The organism is Paramylibacter kogurei (genome assembly GCF_002742285.1).
GTDB lineage: Bacteria > Pseudomonadota > Alphaproteobacteria > Rhodobacterales > Rhodobacteraceae > Amylibacter > Amylibacter kogurei.
The window spans coordinates 794,453-818,997 of the sequence record NZ_MDGM01000012.1; the positions used below are offsets into that span (position 1 = coordinate 794,453).

Below are 24,545 nucleotides of genomic sequence, written 5' to 3' on the forward strand. Positions count from 1 at the left end.
ATGTGCGCTAATTCGTAACCGTATCCCGCGCTTGTGCAGGTGTCATTCCTGTCCAATCATGAAACGCGCGGTAAAATGAATTGGGATCTTGGTAGGCGAGCAAATAGCTGGTTTCTTCGGCGCTTAAGCGTTGTTCACGCAAATAGGTGAGTGCCAAAGACGCGCGCGTTTCGTCCAATATGGTTTGAAAATTGGTGCCGTCCTGTTTCAATTTGCGTTGCAGACTACGCTTGCTCATGCCGATGCGGGCGCTGACTTGATCTGATGAAACAACGCCAGAAGGCAATAATTCGGTCACAGCACGACGGACACGTTCGCCAATGGATTGGTCTTGATTAGCCTTGTGCAGGCGCAATTGCAATTCTTGTTCGACGACATTGTAAAATGCGGTGTCCGCAGAAATCAACGGGCGACGGGCATCATCCATATGCAATGTCAGGCGCGAAACATTTGACCGTGTGATCGGTGCGCCAACGTAATCTTTGTACGCTTGCGTGACATGATTAAATGTAGGCAATTCCACCGCCATTGGAACGATATGATGGGCGGTGAATTCGCGCATCAAATCCAAGAAAAATATAATTTCAGTGACCGCATAAATATCAGGAATGTTCAACGCACCTTCGCAGGAAAAGGTGATATCAAAACTGTCTTTGGTTTCGCGAAAATTCAATCGGATCGGGGCAACCAATGGTTTAAATACCGCCAATCGATTTATACCAGTGTAAATATCTGGACTGGCCGAAAACGCAAACAAGGCAGGTTGAAACGGCCCACGTGAAACGCCGCGACCCAATGTAAGCGACAGTTCCGGGTGATCCATTTCAGCGGCAATTGCATCCCAAATGGCGAAATACGTTTCGCTATCTACACCTTTGGTTTCATTTTCCAGATAATCGCTTGGCAATCCGCTTCGCGCCAAAACACGCGCAGGTGACACCCCGTGCTGATTGCAAATTTGGCGCAGGTCACCAGTAATTTTGTAAAACCTTGGGTTTGACATCGGCATACTCCTTTGGGTTTTGCATATCTGGTGCTGGATCACGAAAACAGACCGGAACGGCGCGGTGGCGTTATTTGTTTTAATTTTGGCGCGATTTGCAAGTGTTTTTGCATGGGGATTTGCGCATTGAATGATAACATTACCCAAGGTGGTGTTTTTCGGCACGCATGCGCGATGCGATATTCACACCACAATTCAATGACATAACGGAGGAAACGACGTGACACGTGAACTTAAACTTAACGGTGAAACGATCAGTACCAAGGCACAAGACGGCACGCCCTTGCTTTGGGTGATCCGCGACGAGTTGAAAATGACGGGCACAAAATTTGGCTGTGGCGTGGCATCATGTGGTGCCTGTACCGTTCATATTGATGGGCAACCCACGCGTTCTTGTCAGACATTTATCGAAGACGTCGAAGGCGTTGAAATCACCACGATCGAGGCGATGCGCGACGATAAAATCGGCGCAGCGGTGCAACAAGCATGGACAGAACTTGATGTTGTGCAATGCGGTTACTGTCAATCTGGGCAAATCATGTCCGCAGTTGGATTATTGGCCGAAAACAAAAAACCAACAGCGGATGAAATTGATGAATACATGTGGGGCAACGCGTGTCGCTGTGCCACCTATCAACGGATACGCGCAGGCGTTCAGCGCGCCGCAGAAATTTTGGAGGCTTAAGATGACTTTGACAACTTCGCGTCGCCGTTTTTTGCAAGGTGTCGCCGCCAGCACGGTTTTGCTGGTGGGGATGCGTGCCAATGGCGTTCTGGCCGCGGCCAGTGAAACCACCGATATCAATCCATTCGTGCGCATTGATGCCACGGGTCGGGTCACTGCCATCGTGAAACATTTTGAAATGGGGCAGGGACCGACAACAGGGTTAACAACCCTGATTGCCGAAGAATTGGGCGTTACGATGGATCAAATCGATTTCGATTTCGCCCCATCCAACCCACAGGTATACAACAACTTGTTGTTTGGCACGTTTCAGGGCACGGGTGGATCAACCGCCATGGCCAATAGCTTTGCCCAATATCGCAATGCAGGTGCGGCCGCGCGTGAAATGTTAATTGCCGCCGCCGCCAGCGATTGGGGCGTGGATGCAACCACGCTTGATATTGTGGATGGTATGGTTACCGGTGGTGGCAAAACCGCCCCCATCGCCGACTTTGTTGCCAGTGCTGTAACACAAGATGTTCCTGCCGAACCACGGTTGCGCAAACCTGACGAATGGCGATTGATCGGCAAAGAGGGGCGCGTAAAACGCAAAGATACGCCCGCCAAAATTGACGGTTCAGGCATATTTGCGATGGATCTTCATTTGGAAAATCAACTGGTGGTCATGATTGCACATGCGCCGCGCATGGGTGCCATTGTGAAATCATTTGATGATAGCGGCGCAAAAGACATGCCTGGCTTTGAAATGGCAAAAACATTACCTGATAATTCGGGTGTTGCTGTATTTGCCGATACGACGTGGAACGCAATGCAAGCGCGCGATGCAATAACGGTGGAATGGGACGATACAAATGCAGAAATGCGTTCATCCGACACAATCCGCGCCGAATTGATGAGCGCCGTTGAAACGGGTGATGCAACATATCAAACGCGCGGCGTGCAAGCCGAAACAGCAAGTGCAATGGAAAGCGCGGCAAAGGTTATTGATAAAACCTTTTATTTTCCTTTGCTGGCCCATGCCCCGATGGAACCTTTGACCTGTACCATTGAGCCGATTGCAGATGGTGGTGTAATTTTACATGATGGCGCACAATTCCCAACCTTTGGCCATATGACATTGACCCAAGTTTTGGGTCTGCCAATGGAAAAGGTTCAGGTTAAAACCGTGCTTGCGGGGGGATCATTTGGCCGTCGTGCCAACCCAACAGCGGATTACAATTTGGAATGTGCGATGGCATTCGCGCTCACGGATCGTTCGCGTCCTGTGAAATTGGTTTGGTCACGCGAAGATGACATTCGCGGTGGCTATTACCGCCCAGCGTTTGCGCACCGTGTGCGTGTGGGTTTGGATGATGCTGGGCAAATCATTGGCTGGGATCATCGTATTGCGGGGCAATCCATTATGAAGGGCACGGCGATGGAACCAATGGCCGTTCACGACGGGGTTGATCATTCATCCATCGAAGGCGTTGCCGATACCGTGTACGCCGTGCCAGGAATGTCTGTTGGATTGACAGATCACGCCAAAGCGACAAGCGTTTTGTGGTGGCGTTCAGTGGGGCATACCCATACCGCGTTTGTGATGGAAAGCATGATTGATATGATTGCATCCGAAACCGATACCGACCCGATGGAATTGCGCCTGTCGATGTTGCCAGGTGAAACGCCTGAACAAAAACGCATGGCGGGAGTGTTGAACAAACTGGCTGAGCTAAGCAATTGGAAGGCGGGTGCGCCCGATGGACAATCGCGCGGGTTGGCTGTGCACCATTCATTTGGTTCATACGTGGCAGAGGCGGTTGATGTTTCGGGTGGTGGCGATCAGGCCGTGAAAATCGAAAAGGTTTTCTGCGCCGTTGATTGTGGTATCGCGGTGAACCCAGACGTGATCCGCGCCCAAATGGAGGGCGGCATTGGTTACGGAATTGGCCATGTGATGCGTGATCAAATCACCCTGACAGATGGCGAAGTGGATCAAACTAATTTCCCAGATTACGAACCGTTGCGCATTTCTGACATTGGCACGATCGAGGTGGCGATTGTTGCATCTGCGGATGCCCCAACCGGTGTTGGTGAACCGGGTACACCACCATCAGGGCCGGCATTGGCCAACGCGATTGCCCGTGCGGGTGGCCCGCGAGTGACCATGCTTCCGATGATTGACGAAGTTGAATTTGCATAAAGAAAAACGCCGCCCCAATCTATGTTGGGGCGGCGTTTCACAATTCAAAACTGATTTGGGCGATTAAGTTCCCCGTGCAATCGCCGCAACGCCTGTGCGCGCCACATCAATCAGGCCAAGTGGGCGCATCAATTCCACAAATGCATCAATTTTTTCGGGCGTTCCCGTCAATTCAAACACAAAACTTTCAAGCGTGGTATCAACCACCTTGGCACGGAATACTTCGGATGTGCGCAAGGCTTCGACACGTTTGTCATCTGTGCCCGCAACCTTGATCAACGCCAATTCACGTTCAACGGATGGGCCCTCGACCGTAAGATCATGAACATCATGCACGGCAACCATACGGCCAAGCTGTGCTTTGATTTGCACGATGATGGATGGGGTGCCCGTGGTCACAACCGTGATACGAGACAGGTTTTCGCCGTGATCAACCTCTGCCACTGTTAGGCTTTCAATGTTGTAACCACGACCAGAGAATAGCCCGATAACACGCGCCAAGACACCCGATTCATTATCGACTAAAACCGCAAGTGTATGGGTTTCGATGTCATCGCCCATTGTGCTCTTGAGGTTATAGGCGCTTTTGGATGTCGCAGATTTTTTAATGGCCAACGCGTTCATGGCAATTTCCCTTCTCGGATTCGATGACGTAAACAATAGCGGATTGAAAACGAAGTGTCAGCCCGAAGTTTACACCAATTCGTATCCGTCACGCAGCGGAGGTTCACCAAAACCAGACAATGATTTTCGCTGTTTTATCAATGTATCGTAAAACTGTGGAAATGCGCGCCTGAATGCACGGGATTGGGTGCGCGTCATTTCGTGGCGATAGCGGTCTCTGACAGCTTTGTTCATTTGGGTGAACCGATTTTGTGCAACATGTTTGATCACGCGGCGCGGATCAATATCCAGCTGCAATTGCGCCAAAATCCGTCGTGTCGTGTCGATTTGTGAAAATGCCAAGTCAGAATAGTAAATGGGTAAACAATTAGGTCGGTACAACCATTGGGTCAGGCTATCAATTTGGCTACGGATGTTGCGCATTGCGTCGTCTAAATCTTTGATTTCGCTAAATGCGTTCATGCCCGATTGGCGGCTTTTGCGCCCATGATCCAACATTGAAAGCGCCATTTCACGCGGATCACGATATGTGGCCTGAACCAATGCGTCGCCTTGGTCAATCATATTAATCACCACTGGATCTGGGCGGGTATGTGTTTTAATCGCAATAGGGTGACCAATTGCGCGAACTTCATTTTTCAAAGCATTGATATTATTGCTATTTAAATGCTGGCAGAAATTAATTTTTCGCGAAATACCAAGTGCGGATTCAGACAATCGCGGTTGTGGGAACCCCGACAATTCAAGCGCGGATCGTGTTGTTTCAAATGCGAGCGTGCTTCCACATTTTGTCATGCCATAGCAAAACACGGTCTTTGCGCCCAATGGGTGCGTAGTTGTTGGAAAGCGATGGGTTAATATGCTCATGCCGCGATTTTCCCACAGTGGGTTAAACCAACGGTAAATATTTCGCGTGTCAGTAAAATTTTAGACATAAAAAAGCCCCTCACAATGGAGGGGCTTGTCATTCGTTGGGTGGGGTTAAACCATCACCGCGCCGTCGCTGTCGATTGCATCCTTGGTGGATGCATTGCCCAACAGCATTTCATTATGCGCCTTGCCCGATGGGATCATCGGCAAACAGTTTTCATGTTTTTCAACCAAGCAATCGAAAATAACAGGGCCGTCGTGATTGATCATTTCCATGATTGCATCATCCAAATCGGCAGGGTTTGAAACCTGAATACCCTTTGCACCGAATGCTTCGGCCAGTTTTACAAAATCGGGCAGGGATTCAGACCATGAACTGGAATAGCGTTCACCGTGGAGCAATTCTTGCCATTGGCGCACCATCCCCAGACGTTCATTATTCAAAATGAACTGTTTCACAGGCAGACGGTATTGGGCAGCGGTGCCCATTTCCTGCATGTTCATCAGCCATGATGCTTCGCCTGCGACGTTAATCACTAGGCTTTCGGGATGTGCCAATTGGATGCCAACGGATGCGGGCATGCCATATCCCATGGTGCCAAGCCCACCCGATGTCATCCAGCGGTTAGGGTCTTCGAAACCCAGATATTGCGCGGCCCACATTTGGTGCTGGCCAACTTCGGTGCAAACATAACGATCGTGATCTTTTGTCAATGCTTCCAGACGTTCAAGCGCATATTGCGGTTTAATAATGCTGTCGGATGTTTCGTATGACAGGCATTTAACCGCACGCCATTCGTCAATCTGACCCCACCATTTTCTCACATCATTGGCCATCGTTTTGCGGCCACGTGATTTCCAAACCTTGAGCAAATCTTCCAATACATGGGCAACATCGCCCAGAATTGGCACATCAACATGAATCACCTTGTTAATGGATGATGCATCAATATCAATATGCGCCTTTTTGGAATGTGGGCTGAATTTTGGAATGACGCCGGTGATACGGTCATCAAAACGCGCCCCAACACAAATCATCAGATCGCAATCATGCATGGTCAAGTTGGCCTCATACGTGCCGTGCATGCCCAACATGCCCAACCAGTTGTCACCAGATGCAGGATAGGCGCCAAGCCCCATAAGCGTTGATGTGATCGGAAAATTGGTTTCCTTGACCAATTCGCGCAACAATTGGCTGGCTGCTTTGCCAGAATTGATAACGCCACCACCAGAATAAATAACCGGTTTTTTTGCCGTTTCCATCAAGGTCGCCAATTCGGTGATCGCATCCATATCCCCCTTGAGGCGGGGTTGATAATGGGATGTTTTCGCCTTTTTCGGTGGCATATATTCACCGTTTGCGAATTGAACATCCTTGGGGATGTCAATCAAAACGGGGCCGGGGCGACCGCTTGTTGCGATATGAAACGCTTGGTGCAGCGTTTCGGCCAATTGATCGGTTTCTTTCACCAACCAGTTGTGCTTGGTGCAGGGGCGGGTGATGCCAACGGTGTCTGCCTCTTGGAATGCATCAGATCCGATCATGAATGTGGGAACCTGACCCGTCAAAACGATCATCGGAATGCTGTCCATCAACGCATCGGTCATGCCTGTAACGGCATTGGTGGCACCCGGGCCAGATGTTACCAAAACAACGCCCGGTTTGCCCGTGGAACGTGCGTAACCCTCGGCGGCATGTGTGGCACCTTGTTCGTGACGCACAAGGATATGGCGAATATCATTCTGTTGAAAAATCTCATCGTAAATAGGAAGAACAGCACCGCCTGGATACCCAAATACGGTATCAACGCCTTGATCTTTCAAAGCTTTTACAACGATTTGAGCACCTGTCATTTGCTTGCTCATGTGAATCTCCTATGTGTGTCGATGCGATAGATATAAAAAAACCCCCAATTGGGGGCAACACTGAAAGGGAGCCCTTACAGTGTGTTACATCACCACGACGATATTTTGACATTGCGTTTTCATAGGGGCAATGTAGCGTGCTTATGATCAGCGTCAAGGGCATATTTGCAATTTAATATGCTAAATAGGGTGGTTTTTGGTAATTTTATTTCGAAAACATGTCTGAAACGTATTTTAATTACAAAAATACGCTATCCTTTGCCATCGACCAACACATCGGGGAGCTTGATCGTAGCAACCTGTTCCAAAATTGATCCGCGATCCTGTTTCAACATTTCGGGGTTCACATCCTCTGGGCTGGCAAGGGGCTGCCATTGGTTGGCGATATACACCTCTAGCCCTGAAAATTTTGCTTTGTAATCCATCTTGGGCGATCCGGGCACCCAATAACCAAGATAGACATAATCCAACCCCATTTCCTGTGCCAATGCGATGTGATCAAGGATCATATGGGTTCCGGGGCTTTTGCCGCTGCGCTCTGGATTGAAAAACGAATAAACCATCGACAACCCGTCATCCAAAATATCTGTCAGGCTTGCTGCTTGCAATTTGCGCCGCGCGTTTGGCGCATCTTCGAAATATTCAATGATGCGGGTCTGAACAGGCGTTTCTTCGACCATGGCCGCGAATTCGAACATATCCATATCGGCCATGCCGCCATCCGCATGACGCGTTTCCAAATAATCCTTGAACAGATCATATTGTTCATCCGTGGCCCAAGCGGTGTGTGCCTCGCGCATTAAATCGCGATTTTTGCGCATGATGCGTTTTTGCGAATTGCGCGGTTTGAAATCGGCCACACGAATACGTGCCGATAAACAAGCGGCGCAGTTCGCACATGACGGGCGGTAGAGCACATTTTGCGAACGACGAAATCCTTGTTTAGACAGCGCATCATTCAATGCCTTGCCATGTTCGTCTGCCAAACCCGTAAACAGTTTGCGTTCAACCTTGCCGTCCAGATACGGGCAGGGCTGTGATGCGGTAACATAAAACTGTGGTGCAACGGGCAGGGTGTGACGCATTGGTTTACTCTTATTCGTCAGTAATCATTTGATACTGGTGGTTATACCCTAGGCTAGCAAAGGTTTTATGACGTTTCAACCGAGCGACAATCACAAATCCATGGGTTTATTAATGGCGGTCGTGCCCAATAGATAATCATGCAAACCTTGGCCGTGTGAATTCAAAAATGTCATCAACAAGCTAAGAAGCAATAGCGGAAACACCAAAAAGTTAAACATATAAAGACCCGTGTGCCACATGGATTCCTGTTTGTTTAACCGATTGCCGTATTTATTTCGAATTTCGATACCTGCAATCATCATGCCAACGGTGGCGGATTTCTGGTTCAAGAAATACGCACGATAAGCAAAGTTAAGAACAAAGATGAAAAAACCAAAGACCATCATCAACCCAAGGGTCGCAATCGTGGCGGCCAAAAATATCAGCACCAAAATTATAACATCAATCACCCAGGCGATAAACCGTTTGAATGGAACGCCTTCGTAAAATTGTGCGTCCAGATGTGGATCTGGCAGGCCCGATAGATCGTGATCAAAACTTAACATATCTGTTCCCGAAAAAAATGCTCCGCCCCAATATGGGGGCGAAGCGACAAGTTCACAATAGGGGAGATAGCGGAACTTGCAATGCGTTAAGCCGTTGTTTTCTTGGCCTTTGCACGGTCATTCATGAATTCGTCAAATTCGGTTTTATCCTTGGCATCGCGCAGACGTTGCAAGAAAGATTGAAACGCGGATTGTTCATCTTCAAGACGTTGCAAGGTTTCTTCCTTATACGCATCAAACGCGGTGTTCCCCGTGGATGAATGGCGACGGTTTTGTGAACAGTGGAAAAAAGAACGTGACATACGGTTGCTCCATATCATGTAAAAAAGGATGGCAAGACCAACGGGCCAGACAAATATAAACCCAAGTATCATTGCTGCGATCCATGCCTTTTTGCCTTTTGCATCAAGCCAAGCGACAGCATCGGCGAGCCAAATAGCGGGGGTAGACATTTTGGTATTCCTTTCTGTTTGCGGTTCTGAATAATGTAAATGTTATTCACATTAACATATTTAGCAAGGAAATTTTGAATAACAAGGGGGTGGTGCAAAAATGTGTTGTTTTTCATAACAGATCGGCGCAATGCTGATGATATGAGCAAAGATTCACCAAAATCATATGCCTCGCCACCCTGTTTTGCCCATGAATTAATTCAAACCGACGATGGGTTTGGTGTTGTTGATCCACAAGCCGAACTGGACACCGCGCGATGGCGCAAGGCCACGCGGGCGGCATTGATTGACGCACGTTTGGGTGTTTCTGTGGATGAACGCAAAAAACTAGCGCGTGATATCGGTGATATGCTGGATCAGATTATCAATCCAACGGCGGGGCATATTATCAGCCTCTACTGGCCATTTCGCGGTGAATTAGATTTGCGTGGCTGGATGGCGCGGGCATTCGCGCGGGGTGCAAAAATTACACTGCCTGTTGTTGTGAAAAAACACGCGCCGCTGATTTTTCGCGAATGGACGCCAGACTGTGAAATGACGCGGGGCGTTTGGAATATTCCCATTCCCGCCACAAACGCAGAAATAATACCCAATATTGTGATTTCACCGCTGGTTGGGTTTGATCCCCAATGTTATCGGCTGGGATATGGGGGCGGGTTTTATGATCGTACCTTGGCCGCGATGACGAAAAAGCCATTGATAATCGGTGTTGGGCATCCCGTTGGGGCATTGAAAACCATATTCCCTCAACCCCACGATATTCCGATGGATATGATTATTACGGGCGTAGACCACGTGATGGAACGCCCCGATTAGTCATCATTTGGCAAAACGCCCAAACCACGCAGATATATACCAAGCCCGCTTTCCATCAAATCTTCGGGTGAAAACGGCGAACGCTGTCCTGGTTCACCACGAGCGAACAATTCAACCACACCATGGCTCATCGCCCAGATATGTTGGCTGACCATTGTTGCGGGTGGGCGGCGATGGGCTGGTAAATCTTTGATCAATTCTTCGCAGGCATGCACTAATACGCCAAGTGCGCGATTAGCTACTGCGGCCAAATCGGGATCGCTGTTAATCGCAACACCGCTTTCAAACATTGCGATGTAATGCCCCGAATGTTTTTTGGCGAATGCCTGATACGCACGCCCCGTGGATTCCAGTGCGGCCAGTGGCGTATTCCCCTTGGCATAGGCAAATTCCATAAGATCACCGAAAATACCAAACCCTTCGCGTGCGACCTCTGCGATCAAGGCTTCGCGGCCTTCAAAATGGCGATAGGGTGCAGCGGCGGACACGCCGGCCAGTTTTGCCGCCTCTGACATTGTGAAACCTGTGGGGCCTTTTTCTTCGATCAACTGAATGGTCGAATCAATCAAAGCCTGTTTCAGATTTCCGTGGTGGTATCCTTTTCTAGCCAATGATTTCTGGCCCACCAACGATTTTGGGATCTGGTTTTGATACCACCTTTTCGTTTTTTTGTGCATAGGGGATTTGAGCCAAAACCGTGCGAATGGCATTGATGCGTGCACGTTTTTTGTCGTCAGTACGCACAATCACCCAAGGTGCGTGTTTGGAATGGGTTTTTTTGAAATTTTCCTGAATGGCGGTGGTGTATTCATCCCATTTCGCCAATCCTTTGACATCAATCCCAGACAATTTCCATTGTTTCAAACGATCGGATTCACGCGACAAGAAACGGCGCAATTGTTCGCCCCGACCAACATTCAGCCAAAGTTTGATCAAGATGATCCCATCATCCACCAACATGTCCTCAAATTCATTGACCTGTGCGAAAAAATGTTTGCGTTGTTCGTCGGTGCAAAATCCAAAAACCTTTTCCACCACACCGCGATTATACCAGGAGCGGTCAAAAAATACGATTTCACCAGCACTTGGCATGTGTTGGATGTAGCGTTGGAAATACCATTGGCCGCGTTCTGTTTCGCTGGGTTTGGACAATGCCACAACCCGCGCCGAACGCGGGTTCAGGTTTTCGCGAAACCGTTTGATCGTGCCACCTTTGCCAGCGGCGTCGCGCCCCTCGAATATAATTGCGATACGTGCACCAGATTCTTGTGCCCAAGATTGCAGCTTAACCAATTCCACTTGCAAATCTTCGATTGTGTCTTCGTATTCGTCTTTGTCCATCTGTTTGTCATAAGGAAAAGATTTATCCAAAATCTCTTTCTTGCTGGCGGTTTGGATTGATTTTCGAATGCTGTCGGGGGCTTCGTTTTCATAAAATGCACTGATCGCGCCGTCGAATGGTTTTTGCATGGGCTTCCCTTTGAACTTTCACCAACATATGCGCAGATTTTGCGCGCTTGCAAGGTTAGGGGCGCGTTAATCGTGCGATTGCGCTGTAAATTTCGGGTGTCGCCAATTGATGTGCACCGTGTCCCATACTTGGGATCAATGTTAAGTTTGCGTGCGGCACGCGCTGTTTCATCACCTTGGCGTGGATTGCGGCGGGAACGGAACGATCACGTGTGCCGTGGATGATTTCGATGGGCAGGGATAATTCATCATAACGTTGGGACATCAATTTGATATTTCTCAACAATCCGCGCACCTGTCGTGCATTAGCGCGAAATGATTTTGGTCGCACGGTCAACGCCGTGCCGACGTGATCCAGAAACCCGTCTGGTGGGGATTGTGGCGTGAAAACCCGTGCATAGTCATTTCGAATTTTGCGTGTGGGGACAAAGGCTGAGATGATCGGGGCAACGATATAGCTGGTCAATGGATGCCCAACATAATCATATAAATCGGATGGTGGAATGATCCACGGGTTTGAAACCGAAGAGAGCAATAATATCCCATCCAGCATTTGTGGATAATCCAATGCCCAAGCAATTGCGACCGCACCACCCAATGAATAACCAACAACGACGGCGTTTTTAATGCCAAGCTTTTGCGTTGCTTGGCGCAATATGTCGGCCTGATATTGCGGGCTTTCGCCCTTGATATCGTAAACATCGGTATATCCATGACCCGGGCGATCAAAGGCAATAACGGTATAGTTTTTCGATAGCTCAGGCGCGACCTTGAACGTCCAATCGCGCAGGTTTCCACCCGCGCCATGCAACAAAATGATCACAGGCGCACGCCCAATGGGCGGACCCATTTTCACATAATGCACACGCTTGCCCGCGATATTGAGAAAATCACCAATGGGTGGATGGTTTTTTTCGGCAATCTGTACCGAACGCACCGCACTGATCCAGACAATCAATGTGATTGCAATTGCTGCGAACAGACAGATTATGCCAATTTTAACCAGCATCCACACCTATCTTGTTTAGATCATACGGCGTGGACTGATAAATTTCGTTAATCCAGTTGCCATAAAGCAAATGTGCATGGCTGCGCCAACGATTGGTTGGTTCACGCGATGGATCATCATCGGGGTAATAATTCATCGGAACATTGATCGGCGTATTGCTCGCCACATCGCGATCATATTCTTCTTTCAATGTGCCATCATCATATTCAAAATGGTTGAACACATAAATTGCGCGATGATCGGGGTCTTCGATCAAACACGGCCCTGTTTCGGACGAGCTGATCAAGGTTTTCAGACGATCATTTGCGCTGATATCGGCGGGGTCGATTTCTGTCCAACGGCTTACGGGCATGACGATATCATCGGAAAATCCGCGCAAAAATGGCGATGATTTATCTGTGATCGTATGGCGAAAACAGCCAAATGCCTTGGCATCCAACATCTGTTTGTCGATGTTGTGAAAATGATAGATCATGGCCATGGCACCCCAGCAGACGCCAAAGGTGGAATGCACATTGGTCTGTGTCCATTCCATCACCTCTTTCATTTCATCCCAATAGGTTACATCGCCAAATGGCAGATGCTCAATCGGCGCACCCGTGATAATCAGCCCATCGAACTTGCGCGATTTCACTTCTTGGAAGGTTGTATAAAACGCATCCATGTGATCGGCACTTGTGTTTTTGGACGTATGTTCCGTCATTTGGATCAGGGTAAATTCAATCTGCAACGGTGTTGCACCAATCAGGCGCGCAAATTGCGTTTCTGTTTGAATTTTCTTGGGCATCAAATTCAAAAGCGCGATTTGCAACGGGCGGATATCTTGGCGTTGTGCGTCTTTGTTTGACATCACGCTCACGCCTTCGGATTTCAACACGTCAAAGGCAGGGAGCTTGGATGGAATTTTGATCGGCATGGAATTACTCTTTCAATATTCTTGAAATTTAGCGCGGTGATTAACGCGCTTCAAGGGCAGCGGACACAACAGCGGAAAAATCCTCGCAATTGTGAACATTTGCGATGTCTTTGGCATCAACCCGAACGCCCCAGTTTTTTGCAATCTGTGCATATCGGGGCAGGCGGTTTTCCAATAATTTTTGATATCCCCACAGGATAAAATCATCGGGGTTTACATCAACAGGCGCCACCGATTTTTCGGACAGATAATTTTCCCAACAATCAAGCAAGAAATCTTCTTGGTAATACATTGGCTTGGGTGCTTTGGCGAAACGTTCAACCAATACATCCGTATGGCCCGAACCGCCGTCAATCCAGATTGGAAGAACGTGATCAGATAACAATGACATGACCGGATCGTTTTTATCGTTTGGATCAACCACCTCGACCACGGAACCTGATGTGTCACAAACGAAATTGTCGTAATCATAAAGCTCTTTTGCGCGGTGAATAAAATGAACCGTGTCCTTCATCGCATTGATTTCTGCATCACGATGCAACCGCTGGCGGCGCAAATATTCATCAAACGCGATGCCACCTTTGGACGTATCACCGGGTTTACCCAGATATGTGGACAGGGGTGAAAGATCGGAAAATTTCATATTGGCTGCGATATAAATCGCATCGGATCGTAACAATTCCGCCAAGAAAGGATTACGCATCGCCTCTTTCTTAAAGTTATCGGCGATATGTTCGCCCATATAACGTGTGCCAATACGATAATCGACGCTGTAGTGAAACCAACTGCCTTGGTCGCGCAAAATCTGGCTGATATGGGTTTTCCCAAGACCAGACATGCCAAACAGCATGACGCGTTTGGATTTTGACTGGTTCCAATCATTGGCGGTTTTATAAATCATCGCAAGTCTCGTTTGTTTTTCACTCAATAACCAATTTTTGTGGGGCAATTCAAACGGATTGCGCAGATGTTAAAAAAACAGCCGCCTTTATGCCACGGCGCGTTTTTTGCGGTTTTCATCCCAGATATTGAGATAGTTGGACGCGAATATGATAATCGCACCAATCACAACCCAGATTTCAAGCGCTTCGTTGTAAAATACCGCGCCCACCACCGCGATCAACGGCAGGCGGGTGAAATCAACGGGCATCACCACCGTGGCGGGCGCAAGACGCAGCGCCGTGGTCAGGCAGAAATGTGCGAATAATCCGCCAAGTCCGACAACGAACACCCATGGAATGTTGCGCATAGCAGGCAAGGCGATATCTCCATCATATCCTGCGCAAATCACGCCAAATGCCAATTGCATGACAGTAAGCCAAAACAATATGCAAGTGATGGTTTGTGTGCGGGTTAAAATCTTGGTAAAAATTGCGGAACCGGCAAAGCCAAGCGCACAAAGAGCGGCTGCAATAATGCCCGGTGATATGCCAGCCGCCCATGGTCGCGTCACAATCAAAATCCCAATAAATCCTGTAAAAACAGAGAGGATACGCAGCGAAGTTAATCTTTCTGCCAGTAATAATGGTGCGGCCAGCGTCACCCAAATAGGAACCGAAAATTCAAATGCAAAAAGCTGTGCAAATGGGATCAAGGTAATGGCGAAAAACCAAAGGTTTTGTCCCGTGAAATGGCAAAGATTGCGGATAAAATGAAGCCCCAGCCGATCGCGTTTGATTTGCCCCAGCGTTCCAAAATAGCGGGCACAGATCAAAACGACCACAACACCGATCATCGAGCGGTACATCATGATTTCGAAAGTATCCAGATCAAGGCTCATTTCGCGACCAGCCACCGCCATCGCGCTAAATGAAACAACAGACCCCATCATCCACAGGGCCGCCTTGAGTGTATCGGAAAGGGGCATTTGACGCATTCTTTTGAAAATTATTTGCGCCAGATTAGCGGTGATCGATGAATTTACAACCCATCAATCAACGCATTATTCCCATTCAATCGTGCCCGGAGGTTTTGATGTGATATCATAGGTGACCCGGTTGATGCCTTCGACCTCGTTAATGATACGTGTCGCGGTTTCGCCCAAGAATTCATGGCTAAACGGATAATAATCCGCGGTCATACCATCCACGGATGTGACCGCACGCAATGCACAGGCAAAATCATATGTGCGCCCATCGCCCATAACACCAACCGTACGCACAGGCAAGATCGCAACGAATGCTTGCCAAATATCGTCATAAAGCCCGTGTTTGCGGATTTGATCGATATAAACAGCATCGGCACGGCGTAAAATTTCCAATTTGTCACGGGTAATTTCACCAGGACAGCGAATGGCAAGCCCTGGTCCCGGAAATGGATGGCGGCCAACGAAACTGGGCGGTAGGCCAAGTTCAACACCCAATGCGCGAACCTCGTCTTTGAACAATTCACGAAGCGGTTCAACCAACTTCATATCCATTTTTTCAGGCAGACCACCAACGTTATGATGGCTTTTGATTGTTACCGATGGACCGCCAGAAAAGCTAACGCTTTCAATGACATCTGGGTATAATGTGCCTTGGGCAAGGAACTTTGCGCCAATCGGGCGGGCGTGTTTATCGAATACGTCGATGAACAACTTGCCAATGATTTTGCGCTTGGTTTCGGGGTCTGATTGACCATCCAATTCGCCAAGGAACAATTCTTGTTCCTGTGCATGGATCAATTTCATATTGTAATGATCGCGGAACATTGTGACCACTTCTTCGGCTTCGCCCATGCGCAGCAATCCGTGATCCACAAACACACATGTCAATTGATCGCCGATGGCCTCGTGCAACAACACAGCCGCGACCGAACTGTCCACGCCGCCCGATAGGCCACAGATCACCTGTTCATCACCAACCTGTTCGCGAATGGCGGCAATCGCTTGTTCGCGATAGGCACCCATGGTCCAATCACCGGTGAAACCTGCGATGCGAACGAAATTTTCGTATAACATTGCACCGTTGGGGGTGTGGTGAACCTCTGGATGAAACTGTACAGCATAAAATTGGCGTTTCAAATCGGCTGTCACGGCGAATGGTGCATTAGGCGATGTGCCATATACGGAAAATCCATCTGCGATTTTGGAAACGTGATCGCCGTGGCTCATCCAGACTTGTTCTTTGTCTGTGGCGAACCAACCTTGCAAAATATCTAGTTTTTCTGCGGTTGGGGTGACATAGGCGCGGCCAAATTCAGCAGTGCCGTGGCCACGTTCTACTGTCCCGCCTAATTGATGCATCATCACCTGTTGGCCATAACAAATGCCCAAAATCGGCAGACCCATTTCAAACAGCACATCAGGTGCGCGAGGGCTGTCCTTGTCGATGACGGATGATGGGCCACCCGATAGGATGACGGCCTTTGGATCAAATTCACGCAGAAATTTTTCGTCCACATTGTTGAATGGATGAATTTCGCAATAAACGTTTAATTCGCGCAAGCGCCGCGCAATAAGCTGCGTTACTTGGCTGCCAAAATCGATGATAAGAAGGCGGTCATGTGATGGTGTGCTCATGCCAGCAGGGTTTAGGCGAGGGGGTGGATTCGTGCAAGCGCAATCGCGCAACGATACACTTGCAATTATCATGAAATGTCGTTCTTTGATAAGACTTGCCGAATTTGCATGTGTTTTTGCACCGCAAATAGCGCTATTTATTGGCCAGTTAATTCCAAAAGGTTCCAAAGATGACCGAAACAGCATCCCCAAGACGCCGCGCACGCGGTGGCGGCGCAGCACGTCGCGCAGAACGTAGCGCCGTTGTAATCGAAACAGCACGCTTTATTGAACGCAACATCCCAAATTTTGAGGTGTTGAATGATGATGCGTTGGACATCATTTTCAATAACGCCGAAAAAGTGTTGGAAGAAATCGGCGTGAATTTCCCAGACAATCCATCAGCATTGGAAAAATGGGCCGCAGCGGGTGCAAATATTGATGGTGATCGCGTACGCATTCCACGTGGTTTGGCGCGTAAATTGATTTCGACAGCGCCAGCAAAATTTACTCAACACGCGCGCAACCCTGAAAAATCTGTTGAAATTGGCGGAAATACCATGGTGTTGGCACCTGTGTACGGCCCGCCCTTTATTCGCGACCAAGACGGCGGGCGTCGGTATGCCACGATTGATGATTTTCAAAAGCTGGTCAAACTGACCTATATGTCGAAATGGCTGCACCATTCGGGTGGTACAGTGTGCGAACCCACCGATATTGCGGTGAATAAACGTCATTTGGATATGCTTTATGCGCATATGAAATATTCCGACAAACCGTTCATGGGTTCGGTCACGGCACCCGAACGTGCACAAGATTCGGTAAATATGTGCAACATCCTGTTTGGTGAAGAATTCGTTCAAAACAACACGGTGATGACGTCGCTGATTAACGTGAATTCCCCGATGGTGTTTGACGATATCATGATGGGCGCGATGGAAGTTTATGCGCAAAATAATCAGGCATGTATCCTGTCCCCGTTTATCGTTGGCGGTGCAATGGCACCGGTTTCCGTTGCGGGCACATTAACTCAGGTGATGGCGGAGGCATTGGCGGGCGTTGCCTATAATCAGTTATGTCGTGCTGGTGCACCTGTTATTATGGGTGCATTCGTGACATCAATCGATATGAATTCAGGTGCGCCAACATTTGGCACGCCAGAGGCATCCAAAATCTTATACGGTGCAGGGCAGTTGGCGCGCAAATTGGGCTTACCTTTCCGCTCTGGTGGGGGTTTGTGTGGATCAAAGCTACCCGATGCGCAGGCGGCGTATGAAACGGCGAATACGTTGAATGCGGCATTGCTGGGCGGGGTGAACTTTTGTCTGCACGCCGCAGGCTGGTTGGAAGGAGGACTTGTCGCGTCACCAGAAAAGCTGGTGATGGATGCCGATCAATTGGGTATTCTACATTCAATCGCCAAGGGTGTTGATATGTCCGAAGACGCCCAAGCCATGGATGCGATCCAAGAGGTTGGCCCAGGTGGGCATTATTTGGGATGTGCACATACCCAAGCCAATTTCAAAAACGCATTTTGGCGTTCAAATGTGTTGGATTATCGCCCCTATGAAACATGGGCGGAAGATGGTGAAAAGGATACATTCACGCTCGCCAATGCGCGGGTGAAACAGTTGCTGGCAGATTACCAGCAACCGCCATTGGATCCCGCCATTGATGCGGCATTGATTGATTATATCGAAACCCGCAAAGCATCAGAAAAGGATGCATTTGGTTAACGAAATCTAAACAGCAGCATTACCGCGCTGTTTCAAAATCAGGTTCATTTCCGCCAATAGCGCGGTCAGAACCGAAATATGTTCGATCAAACTGTAAGAGGCTGCACCAGAAATGCGTGCGGCCTCTAGCGCTGATTCCCGCAACATCAAATCCTCTTTTGCGCTTCCTTCACGGGGCAGGCGGTTAACTTTTAACAGGTGCTTTAAATCCTTATCACGCACATAATTTTGTAATCCAATGCGCGCGGCGCGTACCAATAATTTGGGGCGAAAGATGTGTTGGTAAACTTGTTGAATTGTCACGATTGTCTCCTTTGTCGTGGAGTAACTGTTGCACATACAAATCAACCGTTGCGGGAATATCAGAGTCACCGAACGCCAAATATTCAATTTATTTAAATGTTTAGGCAAAAATTAACTTATCGAAAAAATTTAACACAATCTTTAGATTTCAATCAAAGGTTGTTTCGGTAATGAATGGTTAACCAATTTTTTAGGATACGAAGTGAGCGATTTTGGGGTTCAAATACAGTTAAATGATCAGATTTTGGCAACAGATACGGATTGCTTGTCCACAAATCTGTATCTGGCGCATACTGTATTGGGCCGAAGCCTGCGAAGCCTTGCACAGGAAATGGGCGTTCACCCATCCACGGTGTTGCGTCGTGTGCGTCGAATCGAAGAATTGCGCGATGATCCATTGGTTGATGAATATCTTGAACAAGCTGAAACACCCCAAATGGTTGATTTTCTAAAAGAAAGACTTGGAAAAAATATGACAACCAAAACCAAAACCGCAGCCACCAAGAAAGTTACAAGCGAAGATATCCGCGTATTGCGCCGCATGTGTGAAGCGGGGGCATTTATGGCGATTTCACCAAAATTGGACAACGGCGCGATTTTGCGAAAATCTGGCCCTGGGCAGCCGACAAAAACAGCGGTGGTTTCACGTGAGCATGCCAAGAAAATGACGGTTAGCGATTGGATTAAATGCACCAAAAACGGTGCGGTTCACGTGTATCATATAACTGAATCTGGTCGCGGGGCATTGCGCCGCGCACTGTCCGAAAAACCACATTCGGGTGATGGTTTTGCCGAGGCACAAACACCCTTTGCCGCACAGCACCGCGAATTTGGTGATAAAAACATATTTGATACCGCGACAGGTCGGATCACCAAAAAGCGTGTTAATTTGCGTGAAAGCCCGCTCACAATGTTGGCGCGCAAAAAAGACAGCAATGGCGAACGGTTTTTATCCCCTGAATTATTACAGGCGGGCGAACGGTTGCGCGAAGATTTTGAATTGTCGCAAATGGGGCCGCGGATTGCACAAAATTGGGATCGGTTTTTAACCGGAAGCGATCGGGGCGCATTTAACAGCGCCGGTGTTGGTGGGTCCGACGCAGCAGCGAAACGTTTGCGCGATGCCTTATCCGCGCTTGGTACAGGGTTGGGGGATATTGCGCTACGCTGTTGTTGTTATCTGGAAGGGCTGGAAGTGGCGGAAAAACGCATGGGCTGGTCTGCGCGATCAGGAAAAATCGTGCTGCGCATCGCATTGCAACGATTGCGCCGCCATTACGAAGAAGAATACGGTGAAATGAACCGTAAAATCGGTTAAGCGTTGCTGAGCGCATCCACGATTTGCGCAAAATCCGCGGCCTTGAGCGATGCGCCACCCACCAAACCGCCGTCGACATTGGACACAGTTGCAATTTCGGCGGCATTTTTGGGGTTCATTGAACCGCCATATAACACGCGCACCGAACGCCCGACACCTTCGCCAAAGCGGCGTTCAAGACGGGCGCGAATAAAATCATGTACTTCGCCAATTTGATCAAGGGTAGGGGTTAATCCAGTGCCAATCGCCCAAACGGGTTCATAGGCCACAACCAATGTTTCCGCCGTGGCTTTGTCTGGAATGGATGTCGCAAGCTGACCACCGATAATATCAAGCGTGTTGGATGCGTCGCGTTGTTCCAGCGTTTCACCAACACAGACAATCGCCGTTAATCCCGCCGCCCAAGCCGCACGTGTTTTATCGCGCACACAAGAATCGGTTTCACCGTGATCGGCGCGACGTTCGGAATGGCCAAGGATCACATATTTTCCACCCGCATCAACGATCATATCAGCGGAAATTTCGCCCGTATGCGCACCCGTTTCATTGGCGTGACAATCCTGTGCGCCGATATTTATTGCCGATTTATCCGCAATTTGCGCAGCAGAGTTAATCAACGTTGCTGGTGTGCACAATAACACATCGCAATTGGGCTGGCCGATCATTTCTGCGAGGGCTGCAATTTCACCAAGGCTCGATTGCAATCCGTTCATCTTCCAATTGCCAGCGGCCAGTTTTTTGCGCATTACATACCTTCGAATTTAATTGATTCACCACAGCCACAGGCCTCGGTCACATTGGGGTTGTTGAATTTGAAACCAGATTCCAACAATGAAACCTCGTAATCAATTTCGGTGCCAAACAGGAACATTTGCGCCATTGGGGCGATCATGACCTTGGCGCCATTATGTTCGACCAGTTCATCGTTTGGATCAACGGCATCGACATATTCCATCGTGTATTCCATGCCAGCACAGCCGCCTTTTTTCACACCAACGCGCAGGCCTTTTTTGTCGCCGTCACCCATCAGTTTAACAATCTGACTGGCGGCGCGATCGGTGATGCTAACGGCTTGTTTACCTGGAATGCCAAACATTACATGAATCCTAGCTCTAATCGGGCTTCGTCGGACATCATGTCCATGCCCCATTGGGGTTCCCAAACCAGTGATACGCTGACCGATTGTACACCTGGAATCGGTTCAACGGCCTCTTCAACCCAGCCGGGCATTTCGCCTGCAACGGGGCAACCGGGCGCAGTGAGGGACATCAATATATCAACCGCACCATCGGCATTGATTTCAATGGTGTAAATCAAACCCAGATCAAAGATATTCACAGGGATTTCAGGGTCATGCACTGTTCGGCATGCCTCGCAAATCGCATCATACAATGGGTGATCCGTCGTTGATGGTTTAATCAACGGGGTACCTTCCATCAGGGGGGCTGTTTCACTGGTCATATCAACGTCTTTCTTGAATTCCTGACTCTTCTTATATGGATTGGCGTTGGCACTGTCCATAAGGGGCGGCTATCAAATCAGATCAACTTTTGCGGCGCGCCGTTGTCGGGCGGACGGATTTTTCGATGTGATCGTAAACTTTGCCCGCTACATTTAATTTGGATGCTTTTTCCATTCCTTCAAGACCGGGGGATGAATTTACCTCCAGTACTTTGGGGCCATCATGCGAGCGTAACAGATCAACACCTGCAAAATTAAGCCCCATGGCCTTGGCTGCGCGCACGGCGGTTTCGCGTTCTTCTTTGGTGATTTTCACTTTTGCGGCGCTGCCACCTTGGTGCAGGTTTGATCGAAATTCACCCGCGGCGGCGGTGCGTTTGATGGATGAAACCACCTTGCCGCCGATCACCATGCACCGCACATCTTCGCCTGCGGCCTCTTTCACAAAATGTTGCACCAAAAAATCGGCCTTTAGCCCGCGAAAGGCGGAAATTACCGATTCTGCGGCCTTGGGCGTTTCGGCCAAAACCACGCCTTTGCCCTGTGTGCTTTCGAGTAATTTCACGATCAACGGCGTTGACCCTGCCAATGTCACCAGATTTTTGGTGTCTTTGGGGGATGATGCAAATGCGGTTGTTGGCATGCCGATTTTATAACGTGCCAGCAATTGATGTGCATACAATTTGTCGCGCGATGCTGTGATGGCCTCTGATCCATTCACGCAATAGGTGCCAATGGTTTCAAATTGGCGCACAACAGCGGTGCCATATGCGGTGATAGATGCGCCAATACGTGGAATCACAGCGTCGTAATGGGGCAGCTTTTTACCGTCGTAATGAATTTCAGGTGCCAATGTGCGGATATTCATATAACAGCGCGATGTATCAATGGTTTCAATCACATGATCGCGGCTTTCGCCTTCTTCGATCAGGCGACGTGTGGAATAGTTATCAGGCTCGCGGGTTAAAATCGCGATGCGCAACGACCGTTTCGCACCGTCTGGGCGTTGGGATTTTTTATAGAGATCATAGCTTAACTTTGGTTGGACAAAGCTTTCGGATGGGTTCACCACGATATCATCACCCAACGCTTGGCGCCCCAACAACATGCGATAGGCCATATTGGCGCGATCGGTCAGGGTGATTTCGATCGGGCGTTTGTGGTCACCAATTTGCATATTTGTCCGCACAACATAGCGTAGTTCGGATTCACCGTTTGAACTGGTCACTTCGCGTCGATCAATCACATCTGCGGAACAAATAACCTCTAGATCATCGCGCCCCGGGATGGGTTGAATAACAAATCGCACACGTGGCTTTGACGCTGTTCCAAAAGGTTCAATATTAAACGCATGAAGCGCAGATGTTCGCGCACCTGTATCAATCTTGGCCTTTAACGCGGGCAATCCCAAATCGGGCAGGGCAAGCCATTCTTCCCAGCCCAATGCCAGTTCATCATGCTGATTTTCGCCATGTGCCATCGTATTTCCCCCAATTTGGTGTTTTTCGCTTGAAATCATCAACTGGTTCTCTAGGGAAGCAGCATGTCAAAATCATTCTCTTTTCATATATCCGCAAATGACGGTCGCGCAAGGACTGGAATCGTTTCAACTCCAAAGGGCGATATCCGCACGCCTGCGTTCATGCCTGTGGGCACTGCTGCGACGGTCAAGGCGATGATGCCCGAAAATGTACGCGAAACCGGTGCGGATATTTTGCTGGGCAATACGTATCATTTGATGCTGCGCCCGGGTGCAGAACGCATTCACAATCTGGGTGGTTTGCACAAATTCATGAATTGGGATCGCCCGATTTTAACAGATTCTGGCGGGTTTCAGGTGATGAGCCTGACCGATTTGCGCAAACTGACCGAAGAGGGCGTAAAATTCCGTAGCCACATTGATGGCAGCGAATATAACCTGACACCAGAGCGCAGCATGGAAATTCAACGCTTGTTGGGATCCGACATTGTGATGTGTTTTGATGAATGCCCCGCATTGCCCGCAGATCGCGCACGGATCAATGAATCAATGCAATTGTCGATGCGATGGGCACAACGTTCGCGCGATGCGTTTGGTGATCGCCCTGGCTATGCACTGTTTGGGATTCAGCAAGGTGGACTAGAACAGGATTTTCGCGAGGAAAGCGCAGAAGCGTTGCAAAAAATCGGCTTTGATGGTTATGCCATTGGCGGATTGGCCGTGGGCGAGGGGCAAGATGCCATGTTTGGTGTGCTGGATTATGCCCCAAACCAATTGCCACAGGATAAACCGCGATATTTGATGGGTGTTGGTAAACCTGATGATATCGTTGGTGCGGTACAGCGCGGCGTTGATATGTTTGATTGCGTATTGCCCAGCCGATCAGGGCGCACAGGGCAGGCGCTCACTCGTTTTGGTGCGGTTAATTTGCGCAATGCCCGCCACAAAGATGACCCACGCCCGTTGGATGAAAATTGCACATGCCCCGCATGTTCCAATTATTCTCGCGCCTATTTACATCATGTGCACAAGGCAGGCGAAATCATCGGATCGATGTTATTAACATGGCACAACCTGCATTATTATCAGGAATTAATGCAAGGGTTGCGCGATGCAATTGCCGCGGGTGAATTGGATGCGTTTGTTGCGCAATTTCATGCGACGCGTGCACAGGGCGACATTGATCCGATCTAATGTGCGCATGGTCAAAAAACGCTGTGGAAAACACATAAACGCGCATTG

25 protein-coding genes are annotated in these 24,545 nt (G+C 48.9%); 6 read left to right on the forward strand and 19 right to left on the reverse strand.

Going from position 1 to position 24,545, the window contains the following annotated elements; all coding sequences use genetic code 11:
* Positions 1-7: 7 nt before the first annotated feature.
* Positions 8-1,003: a helix-turn-helix domain-containing protein gene (locus BFP76_RS09360; protein WP_165775697.1), complete on the reverse strand. Its 996-nt coding sequence runs from the start codon at positions 1,001-1,003 to the stop codon at positions 8-10.
* Between the two features lie 220 nt (positions 1,004-1,223).
* Between BFP76_RS09360 and BFP76_RS09365 the strand changes: the two genes are divergently transcribed.
* Together BFP76_RS09365 and BFP76_RS09370 are read left to right on the forward strand one after the other, a co-directional pair.
* Positions 1,224-1,688: a (2Fe-2S)-binding protein gene (locus BFP76_RS09365; RefSeq protein WP_099593047.1), complete on the forward strand. Its 465-nt coding sequence runs from the start codon at positions 1,224-1,226 to the stop codon at positions 1,686-1,688.
* Position 1,689: 1 nt separating this feature from the next.
* A complete protein-coding gene (locus tag BFP76_RS09370; protein WP_099593048.1) occupies positions 1,690-3,870 on the forward strand; it encodes a xanthine dehydrogenase family protein molybdopterin-binding subunit in 2,181 nt (726 codons plus the stop codon).
* Between the two features lie 63 nt (positions 3,871-3,933).
* Here BFP76_RS09370 and ilvN read toward each other — a convergent pair whose 3' ends face one another.
* From ilvN to BFP76_RS09400, 6 genes are all read right to left on the reverse strand, one after another.
* Positions 3,934-4,494, reverse strand: a complete 561-nt coding sequence (ilvN, locus tag BFP76_RS09375) for an acetolactate synthase small subunit (protein WP_099593049.1) — start codon at positions 4,492-4,494, stop codon at positions 3,934-3,936.
* Between the two features lie 69 nt (positions 4,495-4,563).
* Entirely contained in the window at positions 4,564-5,361 is a 798-nt protein-coding gene (locus tag BFP76_RS09380; protein WP_099593051.1) for a sulfotransferase domain-containing protein, read from the reverse strand.
* A gap of 114 nt (positions 5,362-5,475) precedes the next feature.
* Positions 5,476-7,230: an acetolactate synthase 3 large subunit gene (locus tag BFP76_RS09385; RefSeq protein WP_099593053.1), complete on the reverse strand. Its 1,755-nt coding sequence runs from the start codon at positions 7,228-7,230 to the stop codon at positions 5,476-5,478.
* Between the two features lie 251 nt (positions 7,231-7,481).
* Positions 7,482-8,315 (reverse strand): arginyltransferase, encoded by an 834-nt coding sequence (locus BFP76_RS09390; RefSeq protein ID WP_099593055.1) that lies wholly within the window; start codon positions 8,313-8,315, stop codon positions 7,482-7,484.
* A 90-nt stretch (positions 8,316-8,405) separates the two neighbouring features.
* Positions 8,406-8,861 (reverse strand): RDD family protein, encoded by a 456-nt coding sequence (locus BFP76_RS09395; RefSeq protein ID WP_099593057.1) that lies wholly within the window; start codon positions 8,859-8,861, stop codon positions 8,406-8,408.
* 86 nt (positions 8,862-8,947) lie between these two features.
* Complete coding sequence (locus BFP76_RS09400; protein WP_099593059.1) at positions 8,948-9,313, reverse strand: DUF2852 domain-containing protein; 366 nt, start codon at positions 9,311-9,313, stop codon at positions 8,948-8,950.
* Positions 9,314-9,454: 141 nt separating this feature from the next.
* Between BFP76_RS09400 and BFP76_RS09405 the strand changes: the two genes are divergently transcribed.
* Positions 9,455-10,129, forward strand: coding sequence for a 5-formyltetrahydrofolate cyclo-ligase (locus BFP76_RS09405; protein ID WP_099594039.1), 675 nt, complete (start codon positions 9,455-9,457; stop codon positions 10,127-10,129).
* Here the strand turns inward: BFP76_RS09405 and BFP76_RS09410 are convergent.
* The 7 genes from BFP76_RS09410 to guaA all read right to left on the reverse strand — a co-directional run bounded on the left by BFP76_RS09410 (position 10,126) and on the right by guaA (position 17,026).
* Positions 10,126-10,740 (reverse strand): TetR/AcrR family transcriptional regulator, encoded by a 615-nt coding sequence (locus tag BFP76_RS09410; RefSeq protein WP_240514018.1) that lies wholly within the window; start codon positions 10,738-10,740, stop codon positions 10,126-10,128. The genes BFP76_RS09405 and BFP76_RS09410 overlap by 4 nt on opposite strands.
* Positions 10,733-11,599, reverse strand: coding sequence for a polyphosphate kinase 2 (gene ppk2, locus BFP76_RS09415; protein WP_099593062.1), 867 nt, complete (start codon positions 11,597-11,599; stop codon positions 10,733-10,735). Before ppk2 ends, BFP76_RS09410 begins: the two co-directional genes overlap by 8 nt.
* A gap of 55 nt (positions 11,600-11,654) precedes the next feature.
* Positions 11,655-12,608: an alpha/beta fold hydrolase gene (locus tag BFP76_RS09420; RefSeq protein WP_099593064.1), complete on the reverse strand. Its 954-nt coding sequence runs from the start codon at positions 12,606-12,608 to the stop codon at positions 11,655-11,657.
* A complete protein-coding gene (metA, locus tag BFP76_RS09425) occupies positions 12,598-13,524 on the reverse strand; it encodes a homoserine O-acetyltransferase MetA (RefSeq protein WP_099593066.1) in 927 nt (308 codons plus the stop codon). The genes BFP76_RS09420 and metA overlap by 11 nt, the downstream gene beginning before the upstream one ends.
* A 40-nt stretch (positions 13,525-13,564) precedes the next feature.
* Entirely contained in the window at positions 13,565-14,425 is an 861-nt protein-coding gene (locus tag BFP76_RS09430; protein ID WP_099593068.1) for an ATPase, read from the reverse strand.
* Positions 14,426-14,512: 87 nt separating this feature from the next.
* Positions 14,513-15,391, reverse strand: coding sequence for a DMT family transporter (locus BFP76_RS09435; RefSeq protein ID WP_205661400.1), 879 nt, complete (start codon positions 15,389-15,391; stop codon positions 14,513-14,515).
* Between the two features lie 75 nt (positions 15,392-15,466).
* On the reverse strand, positions 15,467-17,026 hold the full coding sequence (gene guaA, locus BFP76_RS09440) for a glutamine-hydrolyzing GMP synthase (RefSeq protein ID WP_099593071.1): 1,560 nt from the start codon (positions 17,024-17,026) through the stop codon (positions 15,467-15,469).
* Positions 17,027-17,196: 170 nt separating this feature from the next.
* Here guaA and BFP76_RS09445 point away from each other — a divergent pair, with 170 nt between their 5' ends.
* Positions 17,197-18,741: a trimethylamine methyltransferase family protein gene (locus BFP76_RS09445; RefSeq protein ID WP_099593073.1), complete on the forward strand. Its 1,545-nt coding sequence runs from the start codon at positions 17,197-17,199 to the stop codon at positions 18,739-18,741.
* Between the two features lie 6 nt (positions 18,742-18,747).
* Here BFP76_RS09445 and BFP76_RS09450 read toward each other — a convergent pair whose 3' ends face one another.
* A complete protein-coding gene (locus BFP76_RS09450) occupies positions 18,748-19,044 on the reverse strand; it encodes a DUF6477 family protein (protein ID WP_240514019.1) in 297 nt (98 codons plus the stop codon).
* Between the two features lie 202 nt (positions 19,045-19,246).
* On the opposite strand from BFP76_RS09450, the gene BFP76_RS09455 reads away from it, so the two are divergent.
* The gene (locus BFP76_RS09455) at positions 19,247-20,362 is read left to right on the forward strand and encodes a DUF6456 domain-containing protein (RefSeq protein WP_240514020.1); all 1,116 of its coding nucleotides are present in this window, start codon (positions 19,247-19,249) and stop codon (positions 20,360-20,362) included.
* On the opposite strand, the gene tpiA is transcribed toward BFP76_RS09455, so the two are convergent.
* From tpiA to rimK, 4 genes are all read right to left on the reverse strand, one after another.
* Positions 20,359-21,108, reverse strand: coding sequence for a triose-phosphate isomerase (tpiA, locus tag BFP76_RS09460; RefSeq protein WP_099593075.1), 750 nt, complete (start codon positions 21,106-21,108; stop codon positions 20,359-20,361). The genes BFP76_RS09455 and tpiA overlap by 4 nt on opposite strands.
* Entirely contained in the window at positions 21,108-21,458 is a 351-nt protein-coding gene (locus tag BFP76_RS09465) for a HesB/IscA family protein (RefSeq protein WP_099593076.1), read from the reverse strand. Before BFP76_RS09465 ends, tpiA begins: the two co-directional genes overlap by 1 nt.
* Positions 21,458-21,823 (reverse strand): DUF59 domain-containing protein, encoded by a 366-nt coding sequence (locus BFP76_RS09470; protein WP_099594047.1) that lies wholly within the window; start codon positions 21,821-21,823, stop codon positions 21,458-21,460. The genes BFP76_RS09465 and BFP76_RS09470 overlap by 1 nt, the downstream gene beginning before the upstream one ends.
* A gap of 82 nt (positions 21,824-21,905) precedes the next feature.
* Entirely contained in the window at positions 21,906-23,303 is a 1,398-nt protein-coding gene (rimK, locus tag BFP76_RS09475) for a 30S ribosomal protein S6--L-glutamate ligase (RefSeq protein ID WP_099594049.1), read from the reverse strand.
* Between the two features lie 63 nt (positions 23,304-23,366).
* On the opposite strand from rimK, the gene tgt reads away from it, so the two are divergent.
* The gene (gene tgt / locus BFP76_RS09480; RefSeq protein WP_099593078.1) at positions 23,367-24,497 is read left to right on the forward strand and encodes a tRNA guanosine(34) transglycosylase Tgt; all 1,131 of its coding nucleotides are present in this window, start codon (positions 23,367-23,369) and stop codon (positions 24,495-24,497) included.
* Positions 24,498-24,545 lie beyond the last annotated feature (48 nt).